Raw genomic sequence first — 18,436 nt, forward strand, 5'->3', positions numbered from 1 at the left:
CGAGGACGAGCACCATGGCGGTTTCCGGAACGAGCGGCACGTCCAGCACCTCGAGCGCCAGCACCGTGACCGGCGCGGCGAGCGGCATCGCGAACAATTTCGACCAGTTCCTGTCGCTGCTGACGACGCAGCTCAAGAACCAGTCGCCGCTGGACCCGCTCGACACCAACCAGTTCACCGCCCAGCTCGTGCAGTTCGCCGGCGTCGAGCAGCAGCTCAGAACCAACGAGACGCTGGCTTCGCTGCTGAGCCTCAGCGCCGCCGGCACGGCGACGAATGCGGTCGGCTTCATCGGTGCCGTCGTCACGACCGACGGCGCCACGACCCGGCTCGCCAACGGCAAGGCCGAATGGAACGTCACCATGCCGGCCGCCGGCACGGCGACGATCACGATCAAGGATGCCAAGGGAAGCGTCGTCCAGACGCAGACCCGGACGTTTTCCGCCGGCGACCAGAGCTATGCCTGGGACGGCTCCACCTCGATCGGCGTCCAGGCGCCGGACGGCGAATACACCATCACGATCGACGCCAAGAACATCGCGGGCGAGAGCATCACGGCGAAGACGCAGATCAGCGGGCTGGTCGACGGCGTCGATTTCACCTCGTCGATCCCGATGCTCAAGATCGGCTCGATCAGCGTGCCGATCGACAAGGTCAAGAGCGTGGTCCGCGGCGAGTGAGCCCGCGCGAATCAGTCGTGGACATCCGAGGCGATCGCTTTAGCCAATTTTTAAAGCCGGCCTCCTATGCTGCCCTCAGTAGCTCTGTTGAGTTGTGTGAGAGTACCATGACCGAGCCATTGCGACCGCGGGTGAAGTACGTGATCGGACCGGACGGCAGTCCGCTGACGATCGCGGATCTTCCACCGATGAACACGAGGCGCTGGGTCATCCGGCGGAAGGCCGAGGTGGTGGCTGCCGTGCGCGGCGGGCTGCTCAGCCTCGAGGAGGCCTGCCAGCGCTATACGCTGACCGTCGACGAATTCCTGAGCTGGCAGATGTCGATCGACCAGCACGGCCTCGCCGGGCTCAGGACGACGCGGATCCAGCATTACCGCCAGTAGACGGCCGCATTCTCCCTGTTTTCCGCAAAGGCGCCGCCCCGGCTCGGGGCGGCGCCTTTCGCGCTTGCGTGGGCTTGCGGCCGGCAAAGTTCGACGCCGCTCGGCAAAAATTAACCGGCCGCTAACCATGGACCGGGAAAAACTTGCCTAGCGGGTCGGGGCAGGTGCGCCGCTCCTTGCGATTCTGTGGGACGGATGACGGCGTGAACGGCCTGGTCGAGCAGTTTGCCAAATTCGGGGCGGCGCGTCTGGCGGCGATGTTCGCCGTCACGCTCGCGCTCGTCGGCTTCTTCGGCTTCGTCATGCTCAGGATGTCCCAGCCGGCGATGAGCGTGCTGTTCTCGGAATTGTCGAGCCAGGACGTCAGCGCGATCCTCAAGGATCTCGACGCGCGCGGCATCAAATACGAGCTGCGCGGCGACGGTCAGACCGTGCTCGTGCCGAAGGCGGACGTGCCGCGGCTTCGCCTCGACCTCGCCGGCAAGGGCATCCCGGCCGGCGGCGGCGTCGGCTACGAGATCTTCGACAAGGGCGATGCCTTCTCCTCGACCAGCTTCGTCCAGAACATCAACCATCTGCGCGCGCTCGAAGGCGAGCTTTCGCGCACCATCCGCTCGATCGGGCGAGTGCAGGCGGCGCGCGTTCATCTCGTCATCCCGGAGCGGCGGCTGTTCGAGCGCGACCGCGAGCCGCCGCGCGCCTCGATCGCGCTCAAGCTCGCCGGCGATCTCGACGCAGCCCAGGTCAGGGCGGTGCGCCATCTCGTCGCCTCGGCCGTCGACGGCCTCAAGCCCGAGCGGGTCTCGATCGTCGACGAGCGCGGCCGGCTCCTGGCCGACGGCGCCCAGACCGACCAGGGGCTGATCGGGCTCGGCATCGAGGAACGGCAGACAGCGATCGAGAAGCGCCTCAAGGCGCAGGTCGAGGATATCGTCGCCAGCGTCGTCGGCCATGGCCGGGCGCGGGTGCAGGTCTCGGCCGCGCTCGACACCAACCGGATCGAGAGCCGCTCGGAGAATTTCGATCCGGAAAGCCGGGTCCTGCGCTCCAGCCAGAACCGCACCGAAGCCTCGACGACGAACGAGGGCGGCAACGGGGCGGTGACGGTCGGCAACGAGCTGCCGGGCGCCCAGCAGACGCAAGGGGCGCAGCAGAACCAGCGCGAGACCTCCTCGAAGAACGAGGAAGTCTCCAATTACGAGATCTCGCGCACGACGCGCACCGAGGTGATGGAAGGCGGGCGGATCAAGAAGCTCTCCGTCGCCGTCCTCGTCGACGGCAACTACAGCCGCAGCCCGGCGGGCGAGCAGACCTATCAGCCGCGCAACGCCGAGGAGCTGGAGCGGATCGGCGAGCTGGTGCGCACGGCGGTCGGCTTCGACCAGGGCCGCGGCGACAAGGTCGAGGTCGTCAACCTGCGCTTCGCCGAGGCGCCGCCGCCGCCGGTCGAGCTTGCCGAGCAGACGCTGATGCAGCAGCTCACCTCCTTCACCCGGGAAGACCTCCTGCGCGTTGCCGAGCTCGGCGTCATCGCGCTGCTCACGCTCATCGTGCTGATGACGGTGGTGCGCCCGCTCCTGAAGCAGGTGCTGGCCTCCGACAACGGCCATGTCCGGGCGGTTCCCTCCTTCATGCGCAATGGCGCGGTCCTGGCGGGGCCTGCCGGCGCGACGGGCGACCCCGCGGGCGGCGGGCGGGCCGCGGCCGGAACGGAGGGCGAGGCGCTTGCCATGGAGGCGCAGGCGGCGCCCTCCGAGCGGATGCTGGCGATCGCCCAGATCAAGGGCCAGCTCAAGGCGCAGTCCGTCGAAAAGATCGGGGCTCTGGTCGCGCAGAATCCGACCGATTCGGTCGCGGTGCTGCGCAGCTGGATCCACGAGAAGTCCCCAGCGTGACGGGGCGCTGAAGCATGGCCGAAACCCGATCCATCGCGACGCGCAACACCGGCTTCCAGGAGCCCGTCGAAGGCGACGGCTTCGGCGCGACCACGATCGCCGAGATGAGCGGCGCGCAGCGCGCGGCCGTCATCCTGCTCGTGCTCGGCGAGGAGCATGGCCGTTCCATCTGGCAGGAGTTCGACGACGACGAGATCCGGATCATCACCCGCGCCATGGCCGAGCTCGGCACGGTCGATTCCGACGAGGTCGAGCGGCTGATGCTCGACTTCGTCGGCAAGCTCTCCAGCGCGGGCGCGGTCACCGGCTCCTTCGACCGCACGATCTCGCTGCTCGAGAAGATCCTGCCGACCGAGCAGGTCGCGCTCTTGATGGAGGAGATCCGCGGGCCGGCCGGCCGCAACATGTGGCAGAAGCTCGGCAATATCGACGCGGTGGTGCTGGCGAATTTCCTCAAGAACGAATATCCGCAGACCATCGCCGTGATCCTGTCGAAGATCAGGCCCGAGCACGCGGCCAATGTGCTGCGCAACCTGCCCAACGATCTCTCGATCGAGGTCGTCGGGCGGATGCTCAGACTGGAATCGGTGCAGAAGGAAGCGCTCGACCATATCGAGAACACGCTGCGCACCGAATTCGTCTCGACCCTGACGCAGACCCGCCGGCGCGACCCGCACGAGATGATGGCCGAGATCTTCAACGGCTTCGACCGGCAGACCGAGATGCGCTTCCTCTCGGCGCTCGACGCCTCCAACCAGGAATCGGCGGAGCGCATCCGCGCCTTGATGTTCACCTTCGACGATCTCTCCAAGCTCGATCCGGCGGGCCTCCAGACGCTGATGCGCCAGGCCGACAAGGACACGCTGGCGCGCGCGCTGAAGGGTGCCAGCCAGTCGATGCGCGATTTCTTCTTCGGCGCCATGTCGCAGCGCGCCGCCAAGAACATGCAGGACGACATGGAGGGCCTGGGTCCATTGCGCCTGAAGGAAGTCGACGAGGCGCAGACCAAGCTCGTCCAGATGACCAAGGACCTGGCCGACAAGGGCGAGATCGTGCTGTCCAAGGGCAGCGCCGACGACGAACTGGTGTACTGAGATGGCCGCGACCAAGTTCATGTTCGGCACGGATTTCCGCGAAGGCGGCCGCAAGGCCGCCGGCGAAGCCGACCTCGCCGCGGCCCGCGCCGAAGGCTTTCGCGCCGGTCAGGACGAGGCGCGGCGCGAGGCGCAAGGCCAGCTCGCCGGGCTGACGGCGCAGCTTGCGCGTTCGGCCGAGCGGCTCGTCGCGCAGGAGGCGGCGCGCGGCGCGACGATCGAGGAGCAGGCGGCCAATGTCGCGATCGCGGCCGCCAGGGCGCTCGCCGGGGCTGCGCTCGCGCAGATGCCGCTGGCGGCGCTGGCGGAAGCGATGCGCGAAGCGCTCAGCCATGCCAGGAGCGCGCCGCATCTGGTGCTGCGCGTCCATGACAGCCTGGTCGATGCCGCAGAGGAGCTCACCCGGACGCTTGCGGCCGAGCACGGCTTCGCGGGCAAGGCGATCGTGCTCGGGCAATCCGACATCGCGCCCGGCGACGGGCGCATCGAATGGGCCGAGGGCGGCTTCGTCCTCGACAGCAGGCAGATCGTGGCCCTGGCCGAAGAGGCGCTCGCGCGCGTGTTCGGCCATGACCATGCGCATCATGAAGGTCTCACGCCATGAGCCAGGACAACGATCTCAACCTGCCGCCGCTGAACCAGGCCGACCTGTCCTTCGACCATAACGACACGTCCGTCGCGCGCTCCGGCCCGGTTCCGGTCAAGACGGCGGAGGATCTCGAACAGGTCTTCGACGTGCCGGTCACGGTCTCGGCCGTGCTCGGCTCCTCGAAGGTCGCGGTCGGTGACCTGCTCCAGATCGTGCCGGGCGCCGTGCTCGAGCTCGACCGGCGCGTCGGCGAGGCGATCGACATCTTCGTCAACGAGCGGCTGGTCGCGCGCGGCGAGGTCGTCGTCGTCGAGGACCGGCTCGGCGTGACCATGACCGAAATCATCAAGGCGGACCGGTGACGGCCCGCCCCCTGTTCAGTACGTCAAGCAAAAGGACCTGAGCCATGCGCCTCGTCATCGTCGGCGGTCTCAAGGGACAGATCATCGCGGCCGCCAGGATCGCCATGTCGCACGGCGCGGCCGTCACCCATACCGAAGGGCTCGAGCAGACGCTCGCCGTGCTGCGCGCCAAGGGCGCCGATCTCCTGATGGTCGATGTCGCTCAGCCGATCGCGGCTTATGTCGCGGCGCTGGAGGGGGAGCGCATCCGCACGCCGATCGTCGCCTGCGGCACCTCGACCGATGCGCGCGCCGCCGTCGCCGCGATCCAGGCGGGCGCGCGCGAATACGTGCCGCTGCCGCCCGACCCGGAGCTGATCGCGGCGGTGCTGGAGGCGGTCGCGGCCGACCAGTCGAGCCTGATCTGGCGCGATCCCGCGATGGAGCGCGTCGTGCAGCTCGCCTCGCAGATCGCGCGCTCGGAGGCGCCGGTGCTGGTCACCGGCGAGAGCGGCACCGGCAAGGAGGTGATCGCGCGTCATCTGCACCAGAAATCCGGGCGCAAGGACAAGCCCTTCGTCGCGGTGAACTGCGCGGCGATCCCCGACAACCTGCTCGAATCCGAATTGTTCGGCCATGAGAAGGGGGCCTTCACCGGCGCGATCGCGCGGCGCATCGGCAAGTTCGAGGAGGCCAATGGCGGCACGCTCCTGCTCGACGAGATTTCGGAGATGGACGTCCGTCTCCAGGCCAAGCTCCTGCGCGCCTTGCAGGAGCGCATGATCGACCGCGTCGGCGGCACGCAGCCGGTCAAGGTCGATATCCGCATCATCGCGACCTCGAACCGCAACCTCGCGGAGGCGGTGCGCGAGGGCTCCTTCCGCGAGGACCTGCTCTACCGGCTCAACGTCGTGCATCTGCGCCTGCCGCCGCTGCGCGAGCGGCCGGGCGACATCCTGGCGCTGGCCGAGCATTTCGCCAAGAAATACGCGGAGCTCAACGGGCTGCCGCTGCGCCCGATCGCGGCCGATGCGCGCAAGACCCTGCTCGCAGGCGCCTGGCGCGGCAATGTGCGCGAGCTGGAGAACACGATGCACCGGGCGGTGCTGCTGGCGAGCGGGCCGGAGATCGCGGCCACGGCCGTCCTCAGCCCGGAAGGGGAGGCGCTGCCTTGCGCCCCGTCCCGCGATCCGGCGGCGCGGGCGGCCCAGACGGCGGAGGCGATGACGCGCTCGCTCGTCGGGCATACCGTCGCCGATGTCGAGCGCGAGCTGATCCTCGATACGCTGGATCACTGCCTCGGCAACCGGACGCATGCGGCCAAGATCCTGGGAATCTCGATCCGCACGCTGCGCAACAAGCTCGGCGAGTACACCGCCGCCGGCATCAGTGTCGCGGAGCCCGGCCAGACGCGCATCGGCGCGGCCTGACCCGCGAAAGGCCTAATAATAGCGCCTGCCGTAATAGCGCGGGCGATAGTACGGGCGGGTATAATAGCGCGGCCGGGCATAATAGCGCGGTCGGGTATAATAACGCGGGCGGGCATAGTAGCGCGGCCTGCGGTAATAGTAATACTGGCTGAATTCGGCGTCGGCCTTGTCCAGCGCCTGCTTCATCTCGGCCGGCACGGCCTCCTCGCCCCTGGCGGGCTCGAGGTCCGGCTCGGGCGCCGGCTTCGGCTGGGCCGCCTGCGCCGCGGCGATGCCGCCCATGCCGGCCGCGGCGAAACCTCCGACCAGCGTCATCAGGAATGAGCGTCTGTCCATGACGACCTCCAGGCTGTTGTGAGCATATCTCCGACGGCATTCTTAGAGGCAGAATGCCGGTCAGAAATAATGCATTCAGAGGATGTTTGTTCCGCCGGTTCGATTTTTGCGCGCCATGGTTACGGCTATCCGAGGACCGATGCGCGGGATCGGGCGATCCGGCCGGACTGTTCCGGCCGGGGTCTTAACCGTTCATTCACCATGAGCCCGGCAAGAATTGCCGGGTCGCGCTCCGCTTCGGGGCGCGCGCGGGCGTTGGGCGGAGCGGTCGATGACCGATGTGACGGCAGGGCAGGGCAGAGGCTTTTCCATCCCCGATCGCGGGGCGATGGGCAAGCTCCTCAACCGGCCGGATCTGTTCCTCGCCATCGGCGTCATGGGCATCCTCGTGGTGCTCATCTTCCCGATGCCGGCGATTCTGCTCGACATCCTGCTGGCGCTCTCGATCATCCTCTCTGTGCTGGTCTTGATGACGGCGCTCTTCATCGAGGAGCCGCTGGAATTCTCCGCCTTCCCGACGGCGCTCCTGATCGTCACCATGTTCCGGCTGGCGCTGAACCTCGCCTCGACCCGCCTCATTTTGGCGCATGGCCACGAGGGGACGGCGGCGGCGGGGCACGTCATCGAAGCCTTCGCCGGCTTCGTGATGAGCGGCAATTTCGTGATCGGGGTGATCGTCTTCACCATCCTGATCATCGTCAACTTCGTGGTCATCACCAAGGGCTCGGGCCGCATCGCCGAGGTCGCTGCCCGCTTCACCCTCGACGCCATGCCCGGCAAGCAGATGGCGATCGACGCCGATCTCTCCGCCGGGCTGATCGACCAGGACACCGCCAAGGCCCGCCGCAAGGCGCTGGAGGACGAATCCTCCTTCTTCGGCTCGATGGACGGCGCCTCGAAATTCGTGCGCGGCGACGCCATCGCCGGCCTGCTGATCACCTTCATCAACGTGCTCGGCGGCATCATCATCGGCGTGGCGCAGCAGGGCCTGAGCTTCGGCCAGGCGGCGCATAACTATACGCAGCTGACGGTCGGCGACGGCCTCGTCAGCCAGATCCCGGCGCTGATCGTCTCGACCGCAGCCGGCCTGCTGGTCTCGAAGGCGGGCGTGCGCGGCGCGGCCGACAAGGCGCTCGGCCGGCAGCTCTCGGGCTATCCCAAGGCGCTCGGCATGTCGGCGGCGGTGATGCTGCTGATCGCGCTCTTGCCCGGCATCCCGATGCTGCCCTTCCTGCTGCTCGCCGGCGGGGCGGGCTTCCTCGCCCGCCATTTCGGCCGGATCGCCAAGGCGCGCGAGGCTGAAAAGGCGGGTGCGGGCGCCGCCCAGGCGGGCGGGGCGGCGGCGGACGGCACGCCGCGCGAGGAGACGCTGAGCGACCTGCTCAAGATGGACGAGCTCAAGATCGAGATCGGCTACGGGCTCCTGCCGCTGGTCAACGCCACGGGCGGGCAGGACCGGCTGACCGACCAGGTCAAGGCGCTGCGCCGGCAGCTCGCGGCCGAGCTCGGCTTCGTCATGCCGGCCGTGCGCATCGTCGACAACGTCCAGCTCGAGGCGAACCACTACTTCATCAAGATCAAGGAGATCGATGCCGGGCAGGGCGTCGTCTACGCCGGCCAGTACATGGCGATGGACCCGATGGGCGGGGCGGTGAACCTGCCCGGCCACAACGTGCTGGAGCCGACCTTCGGCCTGCCGGCGACCTGGATCGACGCCGCCTTGCAGGACGAGGCGCAACTGCGCGGCTACACCGTGGTCGACGCCGCGACGGTGATCTCGACGCATCTGACCGAGGTGCTGAAGTCGAACATGCCGGAGCTGCTCTCGCATGCCGAGGTGCAGAAGCTCCTGCGCGAGCTGCCGAAGGACCATGCCGACCTCGTCAAGGAGATCGTGCCGAGCCAGATCTCGACCACCGGCATCCAGCGCGTGCTGCAATTGCTGCTCGCCGAGCGCATCTCGATCCGCGACCTGGCGACGATCATCGAGGGCATCGCGGAGGTCTCGGCGAACATGCGCAACCCGCGCGATATCGCCGAGCATGTCCGCGTGCGGCTGGCCCGCCAGATCTGCGCGCAGTTTGCCAACATGCAGGGCGTCTTGCCGATCATCACGCTCTCGCCGGCCTGGGAAAGCGTCTTCGCCGAATCGATCATCGGCCAGGGCGAGGAGCGGCATCTGGCCATGCAGCCCTCGCGGCTTCAGGAGTTCGTGCATCACGTGCGCGACAAGTTCGAGGATGCGGCGCGCATCGGCGAGATGCCGGCGCTGGTCACCTCGGCGCTGGCGCGGCCCTTCGCCCGCCAGATCATCGAGCGCTTCCGCCGCGAGACGCCGGTGTTGTCGCAAGCCGAGATCCATCCGCGCGTGCGGCTGAAGACGGTCGGCAGCGTCTAGAGCATCGGACCGAAAAGTGGATTCCACTTTTCGGAAAGATCCGATGCTCCGACAATGAGATAGATCATCGTTACCGCGTCCGACAGGACGCGTGATGATCTAGCGGCTCGCTACCTCCGGTTTCGGCGGCCCCCCGATGCCCGCGGCGCAATGGTCAGCGCCACTGGCCGCGGTTAAGCGGAAGCCATGTCGCGCAATGCCGCCCTCTTCGTCGTGATGTGCCTCGTCTGGGGCTTGACCTGGCTGCCGGTCAAGGTCGGGGCGATGCATGTCCCGCCGGTCTTCCTGGCGGCGGTGCGCTTCTCGATCGCCGGCTTCCTGATGCTGCTCTGGGCCGGGCGCGATCTGCCGAAGGTGCCGCGCGGCGCCTGGCCCCGGCTCATCGCCACGGCGCTGCTGCTCAACACCGTCCATTACGCCCTGCTGTTCTGGGGCACGGCCCATGCGCCGACCGGGCTCGCGGCGATCGTCAATTTCGCGACGATCCCGATCTATACGATGCTGGCGAGCCGGGCGATCGAGGGCGTGCGGATCGACCGCCGCAAGGTCGCGGCGATCGCGCTCGGCACGCTCGGCCTCGGCTTCCTGTTCGCGACGCGGGCGCTGGGGGGCCTCTCGGCGGCGCAGGGCGAGCCGATGGAGATGCTGGGGCTCGCCGCCGTGGCGAGCGGCACGCTGTTCTACTGCCTCGGCGCCGTGCTCTCCCGCCCGATCGCGGGCGCGATGCCGACGCTGACCCTCGCCGGCTGGCAGACGCTGATCGGCGGCATCGGCCTCACCGCGGTCTCGCTTGCGCTGGAGCCGGTCGGCCTCGCCGATCTCAGGGCCCTCCTGCGCTGGCCGGCGCTGCCTGCGCTGCTGTTCCTGATCGTCTGCGGCTCGCTGATGGGCTTCACCATCTATATGCGGCTCCTGCGCGACTGGGGGGCTTTTCGCGCCGGGCTCTATGCCTTCGTCAGCCCCGCCATCGCGGTCACGGTCGGCGTCGCGGCGCTCGGCGAGCCGTTCGGCTGGTCGGAAGCCGCCGGCGCCCTCCTGATGTTCGGCGCGGCGGCCATCGCGCTCAGGCGCTGACGGGCCTGTTCGAGGCTAGAGCATCGGATGCGAAAAGCGGAATCCACTTTTCGGAAAAATCCGATGCTCCAACAATGAGATAGATCATCGTTACCGCGTCCGGCAGGACGCGCGACGATCTAGGGCGGCGGGGCGATGCGCGTGCTGCGCTTGAGCTGGGTGCGCTCGAAGGCGAGCACCACCGGCAGCGAGATCACCAGCGGCAGGATGAGATAGAACAGCCGCCAGATCAGCAGGGCGGCGAAGACGGCGGGCGCCGGGACGCCGGGCATCACCGCCAGGAAGACCGCCTCCATCACGCCGACGCCGCCGGGGACCTGGCTGAGCAACCCGGCCGAGAAGGAGAGCAGGAAGGCGCCGAGCACGATCAGGAAGCCGGGATTGCCCTGCGCGGGCAGCGCGAAATAGATGATGCCCGCCGCGCCGGCGAGCTCCAGCGGAGCCGCCAGATACTGCCGCGCCACGATCGGCAGCCGCGGATAGATGATCTCGAGCTTGCCGATCCGCAAAGGCTTGAATCTCAGCCAGGAGCCGAGCGTGTAGAGCGCGACGAAGGCGAGCATGCCGGCGCCGATCAGCCGGGCGGTGCCGTCGCTGATCGCGAACCAGCGCGACATCCGCTCCAGCGGATGCAGGATCTGCGGCTCGTAGAGCAGCACGAGGCCCATCAGGAAGATCGTCCCGAAGGCGAAGGTGAAGGAGCAGAGCGCAACCAGGACCGCGACCTCGGCCGCCGTCAGGCCCCTGGCGGTATAGGCCCGGTAGCGCACCATGCCGCCGGAAAAGACCGAGGCGCCGATATTGTGCGAGAGCGCATAGGTCACGAAGGAGCAGAGCGCGATATAGGGCCAGGAGATGCCCTTCTCCTTGCCGAGATGGATCAGCGCGATGCGGTCGTACCAGGCGAGCGCGGCATAGGCGACCAGCGTCGCCAGCGCCGCGTGGAAGAAGGCTTCCGGCGGGATCACCGCGATCTTGTGGCCGATGCGGTGGGCGATGATCCTGATGCTCTGCCAGAGGCCGGCATTCTCCAGGAGCGCCTCGATCGTCGCGTCGGAGCCGGCCTCGGCCTTGAGCTTGTCCCAGAGCAGCTCGACCGACCAGACGACGGCGACGAGCCCGATGACCGGCCAGAGATAATCGAGATAGCGTTTCATGGAGGCCGGGGGCTGGGACGACATGGCGACGGGTGGCCCACGTCGTCACCGCCGCGGCGCGAACCTCGTCCTCTCTGTGCCAGCCGGACGGGGCGAGGGCAAGCGTTCGCGGATGCGCCCAAGGTCGGAAGGCCGGCATCCGCGCCGGCCTGGCCCTCAGGCGCGCGAGCGCAGGCCGATGGCGTCCATGGTGGTCTGGTCGCGGGCGGCTTCCGCCGCGCGCTCGGAGGCGCGCTCGCGGTCGTCGAGGATCTCGACCTTCTTCATGTCCTCGAAGGCTTCCTGCAATTCGGCCTTGGCCTCGTCGAGCTGGCCCTTCAGGTTGTCGGCCGACTGGAGCAGGTTGTCGCGGCGCCCGAGCGCCGCCTTGGCATAGGTCGGATAGGCGAAATGGGCTGGATCGGTGATGCCGGCGCGGGTTTCCTCTGCCTGGATCTCGCGATCGAGATCGCCCGCCATCCGGTGAAAATCGGCGATCATCATCTCGATCTGGCTTACCCGGCGACGCTTCTCGTCGACCTGGAAGCGCTTGAGGCGAAGAAGCGTCTCTCGCGACTTCATGTGGTTTTCAACTCCTGATTACGCATTGGCGCCCTGCCGACCCCTCGACATGCGCCCCAACTCCATCCGCGAGACGAAGACCAGCATGGCGCAAGGAGGTTGACCTTTCCTTACCGGGACGGGCGGCCTTTTACGCATGCGCGGGCCGCGCGCCGGCTGCTGCCGCCGGCGGCCGGGATGCTCTAGTGACGAGAGGCGTCCGGCCGTCCGGTCTTCTGCCCCGCGGATATCCTGTCTTGGCTGTCTCTTCTCGTTTCGGCGGGCACGGCCCCCTGCTCTTCGGCCTCGCGGTGACCCGCGTCATCGGTTGGGGCTCGACCTTCTATGCGCCATCGGTGCTGGTCGGCCCGCTCGAGCGGGAGATCGGTCTCAATGCCGAGGTCGTCTTCGCCGGCATCACCATCCTGCTGGTCACCGGCGCGCTGATCGCGCCCGCGATCGGGCGCATGCTCGACCGCGAGGGTACGCGCCGCGCGATGTGCGTCGGTGCCGTGATCTGCGCGCTCGGGCTTGCCGTGCTTTCGCTGGCGCAGGGGCCGGTAAGCTATCTTGCGAGCTGGTTCGTGATCGGGCTCGGCCATGCGCTGTCGCTCGCCAATTCCGCCAACGTCACCATCGCCCAGCTCATGGGCGAGCGGACGCGCCGCGCCATCGGGCTGATGATGCTGGTGACGGGGCTGTCCTCCAGCGTGTTCTGGCCCTTGACCGCCGTGCTGACCGACGCGTTCGGCTGGCGCGTGGCGCTTCTCGTCTTCGCCGCGATGCAGATCGTCATCGTCCTGCCGATCTTTGCTTGCGTGCCGCGCTACCGGCCGGCGCCGCCGCCCGCCGCCCTGCCGGATGTCCACCCGGCGGGCGAATACGGCAGCGTGGCGCCGGCTTCCCGCAGGGCGGCCTTCTGGCTGGTGGCGCTCGCCTTCTCGGCGAGCGGGCTCGCCTCCTGGGGGCTGCCGCTGCACCTGATCAGGCTGTTCCAGGAGTGGGGGCTGACGCAGGCCGAAGCCGTCTGGGTCGCGACGCTGAGCGGGCCCGCGACGATCGCCGCGCGCGCCATCGACGCCACGCTCGGCGAGCGGCTGCCGGTGGAAAGGGTCGCGCTGTGGGGCCTGCTGCTGGGGCCGGTCCTGTGCCTCGCTTTGCCCGTCGTGCCGATGACGATCACCACCGCGGCGATCTTCGTCGTGCTGTTCAGCGCGGTGCTCGGCGTGATCTCGATCGCGCGGGCGACGCTGCCGCTGGCGCTGTTCGGCCGCAACGGCTTCGCTGTCGTTCTCGGCAAGCTCACCGTGCCGCAGAACATCGCCTTCGCCGCCGCGCCGCTGCTGTTTGCGGTGATGGTCGAGCGGCTCGGCGCGAATGTGACGCTGATCGTTTCGGCGGCGATCCAGGCGGTCGGCTTCGCCGCGATGCTCGCGCTGGTGCAGATGGTGCCGCGGCGCTAGAGCATCGGACCGAAAAGTGGAATCCACTTTTCGGAAGAATCCGATGCTCCAACAATGAGATAGATCATCGTTACCGCGTCCGATAGGACGCCGCGGTCAGGCGCCGCCGATGATCGCGGCGAGGCGGGCGTAGCATTCCGGCAGCGGGGTCGCCTCGTCCTTCGCCTGCTTGAGGAACGCCTCCAGCGCCGGATTGAGCCGGATCGCCTCGTCGACCTCGGCGGAAGCCCCCTGGCGATAGGCGCCGAGCCGGATCAGCTCCTCCATGTCGGCATAGGTCGCAAGCGTGGCGCGGGCCTTCTGCACCACCGGGTAATAGGCCGGGTCGCAGGCGCGCGGCATGGTCCGCGAGACCGATTTCAGGATGTTGATCGCGGGATAGCGTCCGCGCTCGGCGATCGAGCGCTCCATCACGATATGGCCGTCGAGGATGCCGCGCACCGCGTCGGCGACCGGCTCGTCATGGTCGCCGCCATCGACCAGCACGGTGAAGAGGCCGGTGATGGCGCCTTCGCCCGTGCCCGGGCCGGCACGCTCGAGCAGGCGCGGCAGCTCGGCGAAGACGGTCGGCGTATAGCCCTTGGTGGTCGGCGGCTCGCCGGCGGCAAGCCCGATCTCGCGCATCGCCATGGCGAAGCGCGTCACCGAATCCATCAGGCACATCACCTGCAGGCCACGGTCGCGGAAATATTCGGCGAGCGTCAGCGTGGTCAGCGCCGCCTGCTTGCGCATCAAAGCGGGCTCGTCGGAGGTGGCGACGACGACGATCGAGCGGGCGAGGCCCTCAGGCCCCAGATCCTCCTGGAGGAATTCCTGCACCTCGCGGCCGCGCTCGCCGACGAGACCGATGATGTTGACGTCGGCCCGGGCATAGCGGGCGAGCATCGAGAGCAGCACCGACTTGCCGACGCCGGAGCCGGCGAAGATGCCCATGCGCTGGCCGACGCAGCAGGTCAGGAAGGTGTTGAGCGCGCGCACGCCGAGGTCGAGCGGGGCGCCGACGCGGCGGCGCGCATGGGCGGGCGGGGGATCGTTGCGGAAGGCGAAGAGCGTGTCGCCCTCGGGCAGCGGCGGGCCGCCGTCGACGGGCCGGCCGAGCGCGTCGACGACGCGGCCGAGCCAGGCGGGCGTGGGCTTGAGGCCGGGTTGCGCCCGGTCGACATGGACGGGGCAGCCGCGGCGCACGCCGGTAAGCCCGCCGAAGGGCATGACCAGCGCCCTCTCGCCGGAGAAGCCGACGACCTCGCAGGGGACCCTGGTGCCGGCCGCGATCTCGATGCCGACGCGCCCGCCGAGGCTCATCGCGCCGATCGGGCCTGCGACCTCGACGAGCAGGCCGCGCACGCCGATGACGCGGCCATAGATGCTCACGGCCTCGATCCGCCCGATGGCGGAAGCGAGCGTGGCGAGGCGGTCGTGGCCGTGCGGGGGGGAATTCATCGGGAGCAGGTCAGCCTTGTGGAGAATCTGGTAAGGGTTCCTAACAAATTGCGCTTATTTACCGTCCATTAAGCTCTGTGGTTAAGACTGCGGATCGAGGCTGCTGCGTGAAACAGGGCCGTTATCGCCCTGTTTCACGCAGCGACCCTCCGCGAGCGCGCTTTCGCGGACGAGATTTTCGACGATCCGTGTCAAATGCGACTCACCTCGACAAGGATCGCCGTTTTTCTCCGAGGAAGCGCTTGCGCTCGGGAATCACGGTTTGTTAACCAGTTTCCCATAGCGTGTCGCGTGGCGTTTCATTGGGCAAGTGCGTCGTCGCCGAGGACCGAACGGTCCGGGCGGAAGCAACGGTCATTCCTGCCCTGCGGGCGAAATTGGGGACGTGGACATGCGGGTTCTGCTGATCGAGGACGATAGCGCGACCGCTCAAAGCATCGAGCTCATGCTCAAATCGGAGAGCTTCAACGTCTATACGACGGATCTCGGCGAAGAGGGTGTCGATCTCGGCAAGCTCTACGACTACGACATCATCCTGCTCGACCTGAACCTGCCCGACATGTCGGGCTACGAGGTGCTGCGCAGCTTGCGCGTCGCCAAGGTCAAGACGCCGATCCTGATCCTGTCCGGCCTCGCCGGCATCGAGGACAAGGTGAAGGGGCTGGGCTTCGGCGCCGACGACTACCTCACCAAGCCGTTCCATAAAGACGAGCTCGTCGCCCGCATCCATGCGATCGTGCGCCGCTCGAAGGGCCATGCCCAGTCGGTCATCACCACCGGCGACCTGGTCGTCAACCTCGACACCAAGACGGTCGAGGTCGATGCCGCCCGCGTGCACCTGACCGGCAAGGAATACCAGATGCTGGAGCTGCTCTCGCTGCGCAAGGGCACGACGCTGACCAAGGAGATGTTCCTCAACCATCTCTATGGCGGCATGGACGAGCCCGAGCTCAAGATCATCGACGTCTTCATCTGCAAGCTGCGCAAGAAGCTCGCCAACGCGTCGGACGGCAAGAACTACATCGAGACCGTCTGGGGCCGCGGCTATGTGCTGCGCGAGCCCTCCGAGGCCGACGAGCGCATCCCGGCCTGAGGCCCGCCTGTCATCGGGCCGTCACGAAGCGACGCCATACCGGTTCTTGACCTGATCGTCGGATGTACACGACAGGTCGACGGGGACCCCGCCGAGAGGCGGGGTTTTTGTTTGGGGGGGTGCGCCTACGCCCGCAACGGCGGCGCGTTTTCGCCACGGCCCGCTTCGGCGGCCGCAGCCATCGAGACGTGCCGGTAGAGGCCCCGGTGCCGCGGATCGGCGGTGAGCATGCTCGTCAGGCCGAGCACGGTTTCGGTGGCGCCGAGGATGAAGGCGCCGTCCGGCACGAGGCGGGGGCTGAGGCGCTCCAGCACCTTCATCTTGGTCTGCAGGTCGAAATAGATCAGGACATTGCGGCAGAAGATCACGTCGAAGCGGCCGAACTGGTCGTTGCGCTCCAGCAGGTTGTGCTGCCTGAACGTGACCATCGCGCGGATGCGCTGCGAGAGCTGCCATCTGTCGCCCTCCTGCCGGAAATGCTTCAGCAGCATCCGGATCGGCAGGCCGCGCTGGATCTCGTGCTGGCTGTAGAGCCCGGCGCGGGCCTTCTCCAGGATCTCGGCGGAGATATCCGTTCCCAGGATATCGATCTTCCAGCCGGCGAGGCGTTCCGCCATCTCGTCGACGAGCATGGCGAGCGAATAGGCTTCCTGGCCGCTGGAGACGGCCGCGCACCAGATCCGCAGCGAGCGGCTGGCGGCATTGGCGGCGAGCCGCTCGGGCAGGACGACGTCCTGGAACAGGGTGAAGGGCGTCTGGTCGCGGAAGAACAGCGTCTCGTTTGTGGTCATCGCGTCGACCACGGCGCCTTCGAGGTCCGGATCCGGCGCGGCACGCAGCCGGTGGACGAGCGTCCCGATATCGGCAAGGCCGTGCCGGCGGCAGAGGATGCCGAGCCGGCTCTCGACCAGATAGCGCTTGTCGGCGGTGAGCGACAGGCCGGAGCGCTGTTGCAGCAGCAGGCGCAGGAAGGCGAAATCGGTTTCGGTCATGCGGATCGGGCTCCGCGCACGAGGCAGCGGATCGAGGCGCCGATCTCGTCGAGCGCGATCACCGCGCTGGCGTGGCGGGCGCGCACGACCGAGCCCGGCATGCCCCAGATCGTGCTGCTCGGCTCGTCCTGGGCGATGACGGCGGCGCCCGCCTGGCGCAGCGCGCCGGCGCCGTCGGTGCCGTCGCTACCCATGCCGGTGAGCACGAGGCCGAGCGCGGCGGCGCCGAGATGGCGGGCGGCGTCGCTGAACAGCACGTCGACCGCCGGCCGGCAGAAATTGACGGGCGCCTCGTCGCCGATGCGCGCGACGATGTGGCCGAGGCGGCGGTCGATGCCGAGATGGCGCCCGCCGGGCGCGATATAGACGGTGCCGCGCACCAGCCGCTCGCCGTCGAAGGGCTCGCGGGCGGGGATGCCGATCTGGGCCGAGACCTGCTCGGCGAAGGAGGCGGTGAACAGCGGCGGCATGTGCTGGACGACGACGGTCGTCAGGTCGGTGAGGCCCTCGCCGATGTCGAAAAGCACCTTGGCGACGGCGCGCGGCCCGCCGGTCGAGGCGCCGATCACCAGATAGCGCGGCATCATCGAGACGAGCGGGCGCAGATTGACCGGGCCGACCTGCGCCAGCTCGGTGTCGATCTCCGGCGGCAGCGAGCCGGGCTTGACCGGCGTCTGCAGGATGTTGCCGAGCTTCAGCAGGAACTCGCTGCGGAAATCCAGCGAGAGCGTCATGCCGCTGCGGCTGTCGGGCTTGGAGACCACGTCCATCGCGCCCTGGGTCATGCATTCCAGCGCGAGGCGGGTGTTGCGCTCGTTCAGCGTCGCGGCGAGCAGGATGCCGGTATGGGGGCTTTCCTTCAGGATCCTGGGCAGCGCCGCGGCGGGATCGATGCCGGGCATGTCGAGATCGAGCACCATCACGTCGGGCTTGAAGCGGCTGGCATGGGCGAGCGCGGTCTCGCCGTCGCCGGCGACGGCGACGACATGGAAATGGCCCGCCTCGCCGAGCCAGCGCGCGAAGAGGCCGCGCACGAGGACGGAATCGTCGGCGATGACGACCGTCTTGTGCCGCAAGGCCGGCGCTGCGGGCAGGGAGGAGGGGAAGACCATGCAAATCCTTCCCGGGGCGCCGGAGCGCTCCGGCTCAGAGCAGCCCGACCTGATGGAACTTCGAGGCGACGATCTCCTTGTCGAAAGGCTTCATGATGTATTCGTCGGCGCCGGCATGCATGGCGCGCGCGATATGGGCGATGTCGTTCTCGGTGGTGCAGAAGACGACCTTGGGTCGCTTTCCCCCGGGCATCTGGCGCAGCGTGCGCAGGAATTCGTAGCCGTCCATGATCGGCATGTTCCAGTCGAGCAGGACCGCGTCCGGCATCTCGCCCTTGCAGGCGTCGATGGCGCGCGCGCCGTCCTCGGCCTCGGCGATGCGGAACTGCAATCCCTCCAGGATGCGGCGGGCCACCTTGCGGATCACCGCGGAGTCATCGACGACGAGGCAGTATTTCATGATTGCTTCTCCGGAGCTG

The 18,436-nt window shown here is 68.1% G+C and carries 18 protein-coding genes; 11 read left to right on the top strand and 7 right to left on the bottom strand.

Annotation, left to right across the window (positions count from 1 at the left end):
* Positions 1-14 precede the first annotated feature (14 nt).
* From M9917_RS11135 to flbD, 7 genes are all read left to right on the top strand, one after another.
* Positions 15-680, top strand: coding sequence for a flagellar hook assembly protein FlgD (locus M9917_RS11135; protein WP_297253640.1), 666 nt, complete (start codon positions 15-17; stop codon positions 678-680).
* Between the two features lie 107 nt (positions 681-787).
* On the top strand, positions 788-1,063 hold the full coding sequence (gene sciP / locus M9917_RS11140) for a CtrA inhibitor SciP (protein WP_038359348.1): 276 nt from the start codon (positions 788-790) through the stop codon (positions 1,061-1,063).
* A gap of 203 nt (positions 1,064-1,266) precedes the next feature.
* Positions 1,267-2,958 carry a flagellar basal-body MS-ring/collar protein FliF gene (gene fliF, locus M9917_RS11145; RefSeq protein ID WP_297253647.1) on the top strand — a complete coding sequence of 564 codons (1,692 nt, stop codon included), beginning with the start codon at positions 1,267-1,269 and terminating at the stop codon, positions 2,956-2,958.
* A gap of 14 nt (positions 2,959-2,972) precedes the next feature.
* Complete coding sequence (gene fliG / locus M9917_RS11150; protein WP_297253648.1) at positions 2,973-4,052, top strand: flagellar motor switch protein FliG; 1,080 nt, start codon at positions 2,973-2,975, stop codon at positions 4,050-4,052.
* A gap of 1 nt (position 4,053) precedes the next feature.
* Complete coding sequence (locus M9917_RS11155) at positions 4,054-4,656, top strand: FliH/SctL family protein (protein WP_297253650.1); 603 nt, start codon at positions 4,054-4,056, stop codon at positions 4,654-4,656.
* Positions 4,653-5,003 carry a flagellar motor switch protein FliN gene (gene fliN, locus M9917_RS11160; protein ID WP_297253652.1) on the top strand — a complete coding sequence of 117 codons (351 nt, stop codon included), beginning with the start codon at positions 4,653-4,655 and terminating at the stop codon, positions 5,001-5,003. Before M9917_RS11155 ends, fliN begins: the two co-directional genes overlap by 4 nt.
* 44 nt (positions 5,004-5,047) lie before the next feature.
* Positions 5,048-6,412, top strand: coding sequence for a sigma-54-dependent transcriptional regulator FlbD (flbD, locus tag M9917_RS11165; RefSeq protein ID WP_297253654.1), 1,365 nt, complete (start codon positions 5,048-5,050; stop codon positions 6,410-6,412).
* 12 nt (positions 6,413-6,424) lie between these two features.
* On the opposite strand, the gene M9917_RS11170 is transcribed toward flbD, so the two are convergent.
* Positions 6,425-6,748 (bottom strand): hypothetical protein, encoded by a 324-nt coding sequence (locus tag M9917_RS11170; protein ID WP_297253656.1) that lies wholly within the window; start codon positions 6,746-6,748, stop codon positions 6,425-6,427.
* A 328-nt stretch (positions 6,749-7,076) separates the two neighbouring features.
* On the opposite strand from M9917_RS11170, the gene flhA reads away from it, so the two are divergent.
* Both flhA and M9917_RS11180 read left to right on the top strand, forming a co-directional pair.
* Complete coding sequence (gene flhA / locus M9917_RS11175) at positions 7,077-9,146, top strand: flagellar biosynthesis protein FlhA (protein WP_465246376.1); 2,070 nt, start codon at positions 7,077-7,079, stop codon at positions 9,144-9,146.
* Positions 9,147-9,332: 186 nt separating this feature from the next.
* Entirely contained in the window at positions 9,333-10,220 is an 888-nt protein-coding gene (locus M9917_RS11180; protein WP_297253659.1) for a DMT family transporter, read from the top strand.
* Positions 10,221-10,339: 119 nt separating this feature from the next.
* On the opposite strand, the gene M9917_RS11185 is transcribed toward M9917_RS11180, so the two are convergent.
* A complete protein-coding gene (locus tag M9917_RS11185; RefSeq protein ID WP_297253662.1) occupies positions 10,340-11,377 on the bottom strand; it encodes a lysylphosphatidylglycerol synthase transmembrane domain-containing protein in 1,038 nt (345 codons plus the stop codon).
* 156 nt (positions 11,378-11,533) lie between these two features.
* Complete coding sequence (gene fliJ, locus M9917_RS11190; RefSeq protein ID WP_297253663.1) at positions 11,534-11,938, bottom strand: flagellar export protein FliJ; 405 nt, start codon at positions 11,936-11,938, stop codon at positions 11,534-11,536.
* 236 nt (positions 11,939-12,174) lie between these two features.
* Between fliJ and M9917_RS11195 the strand changes: the two genes are divergently transcribed.
* The gene (locus tag M9917_RS11195) at positions 12,175-13,380 is read left to right on the top strand and encodes an MFS transporter (RefSeq protein WP_297253666.1); all 1,206 of its coding nucleotides are present in this window, start codon (positions 12,175-12,177) and stop codon (positions 13,378-13,380) included.
* Between the two features lie 96 nt (positions 13,381-13,476).
* Here M9917_RS11195 and fliI read toward each other — a convergent pair whose 3' ends face one another.
* On the bottom strand, positions 13,477-14,820 hold the full coding sequence (gene fliI / locus M9917_RS11200; RefSeq protein ID WP_297253668.1) for a flagellar protein export ATPase FliI: 1,344 nt from the start codon (positions 14,818-14,820) through the stop codon (positions 13,477-13,479).
* 391 nt (positions 14,821-15,211) lie between these two features.
* On the opposite strand from fliI, the gene ctrA reads away from it, so the two are divergent.
* A complete protein-coding gene (gene ctrA, locus M9917_RS11205; protein ID WP_089174306.1) occupies positions 15,212-15,913 on the top strand; it encodes a response regulator transcription factor CtrA in 702 nt (233 codons plus the stop codon).
* Positions 15,914-16,038: 125 nt separating this feature from the next.
* On the opposite strand, the gene M9917_RS11210 is transcribed toward ctrA, so the two are convergent.
* The 3 genes from M9917_RS11210 to M9917_RS11220 are packed head-to-tail and all read right to left on the bottom strand — an operon-like array spanning position 16,039 to position 18,417.
* Positions 16,039-16,905, bottom strand: coding sequence for a CheR family methyltransferase (locus M9917_RS11210; RefSeq protein ID WP_297253671.1), 867 nt, complete (start codon positions 16,903-16,905; stop codon positions 16,039-16,041).
* Complete coding sequence (cheB, locus tag M9917_RS11215) at positions 16,902-18,017, bottom strand: chemotaxis-specific protein-glutamate methyltransferase CheB (protein ID WP_297253673.1); 1,116 nt, start codon at positions 18,015-18,017, stop codon at positions 16,902-16,904. The genes M9917_RS11210 and cheB overlap by 4 nt, the downstream gene beginning before the upstream one ends.
* Before the next feature lie 34 nt (positions 18,018-18,051).
* Positions 18,052-18,417 (bottom strand): response regulator, encoded by a 366-nt coding sequence (locus M9917_RS11220; protein ID WP_038359309.1) that lies wholly within the window; start codon positions 18,415-18,417, stop codon positions 18,052-18,054.
* Positions 18,418-18,436 lie beyond the last annotated feature (19 nt).

The organism is Bosea sp. (in: a-proteobacteria) (assembly GCF_023953965.1).
GTDB lineage: Bacteria > Pseudomonadota > Alphaproteobacteria > Rhizobiales > Beijerinckiaceae > Allobosea.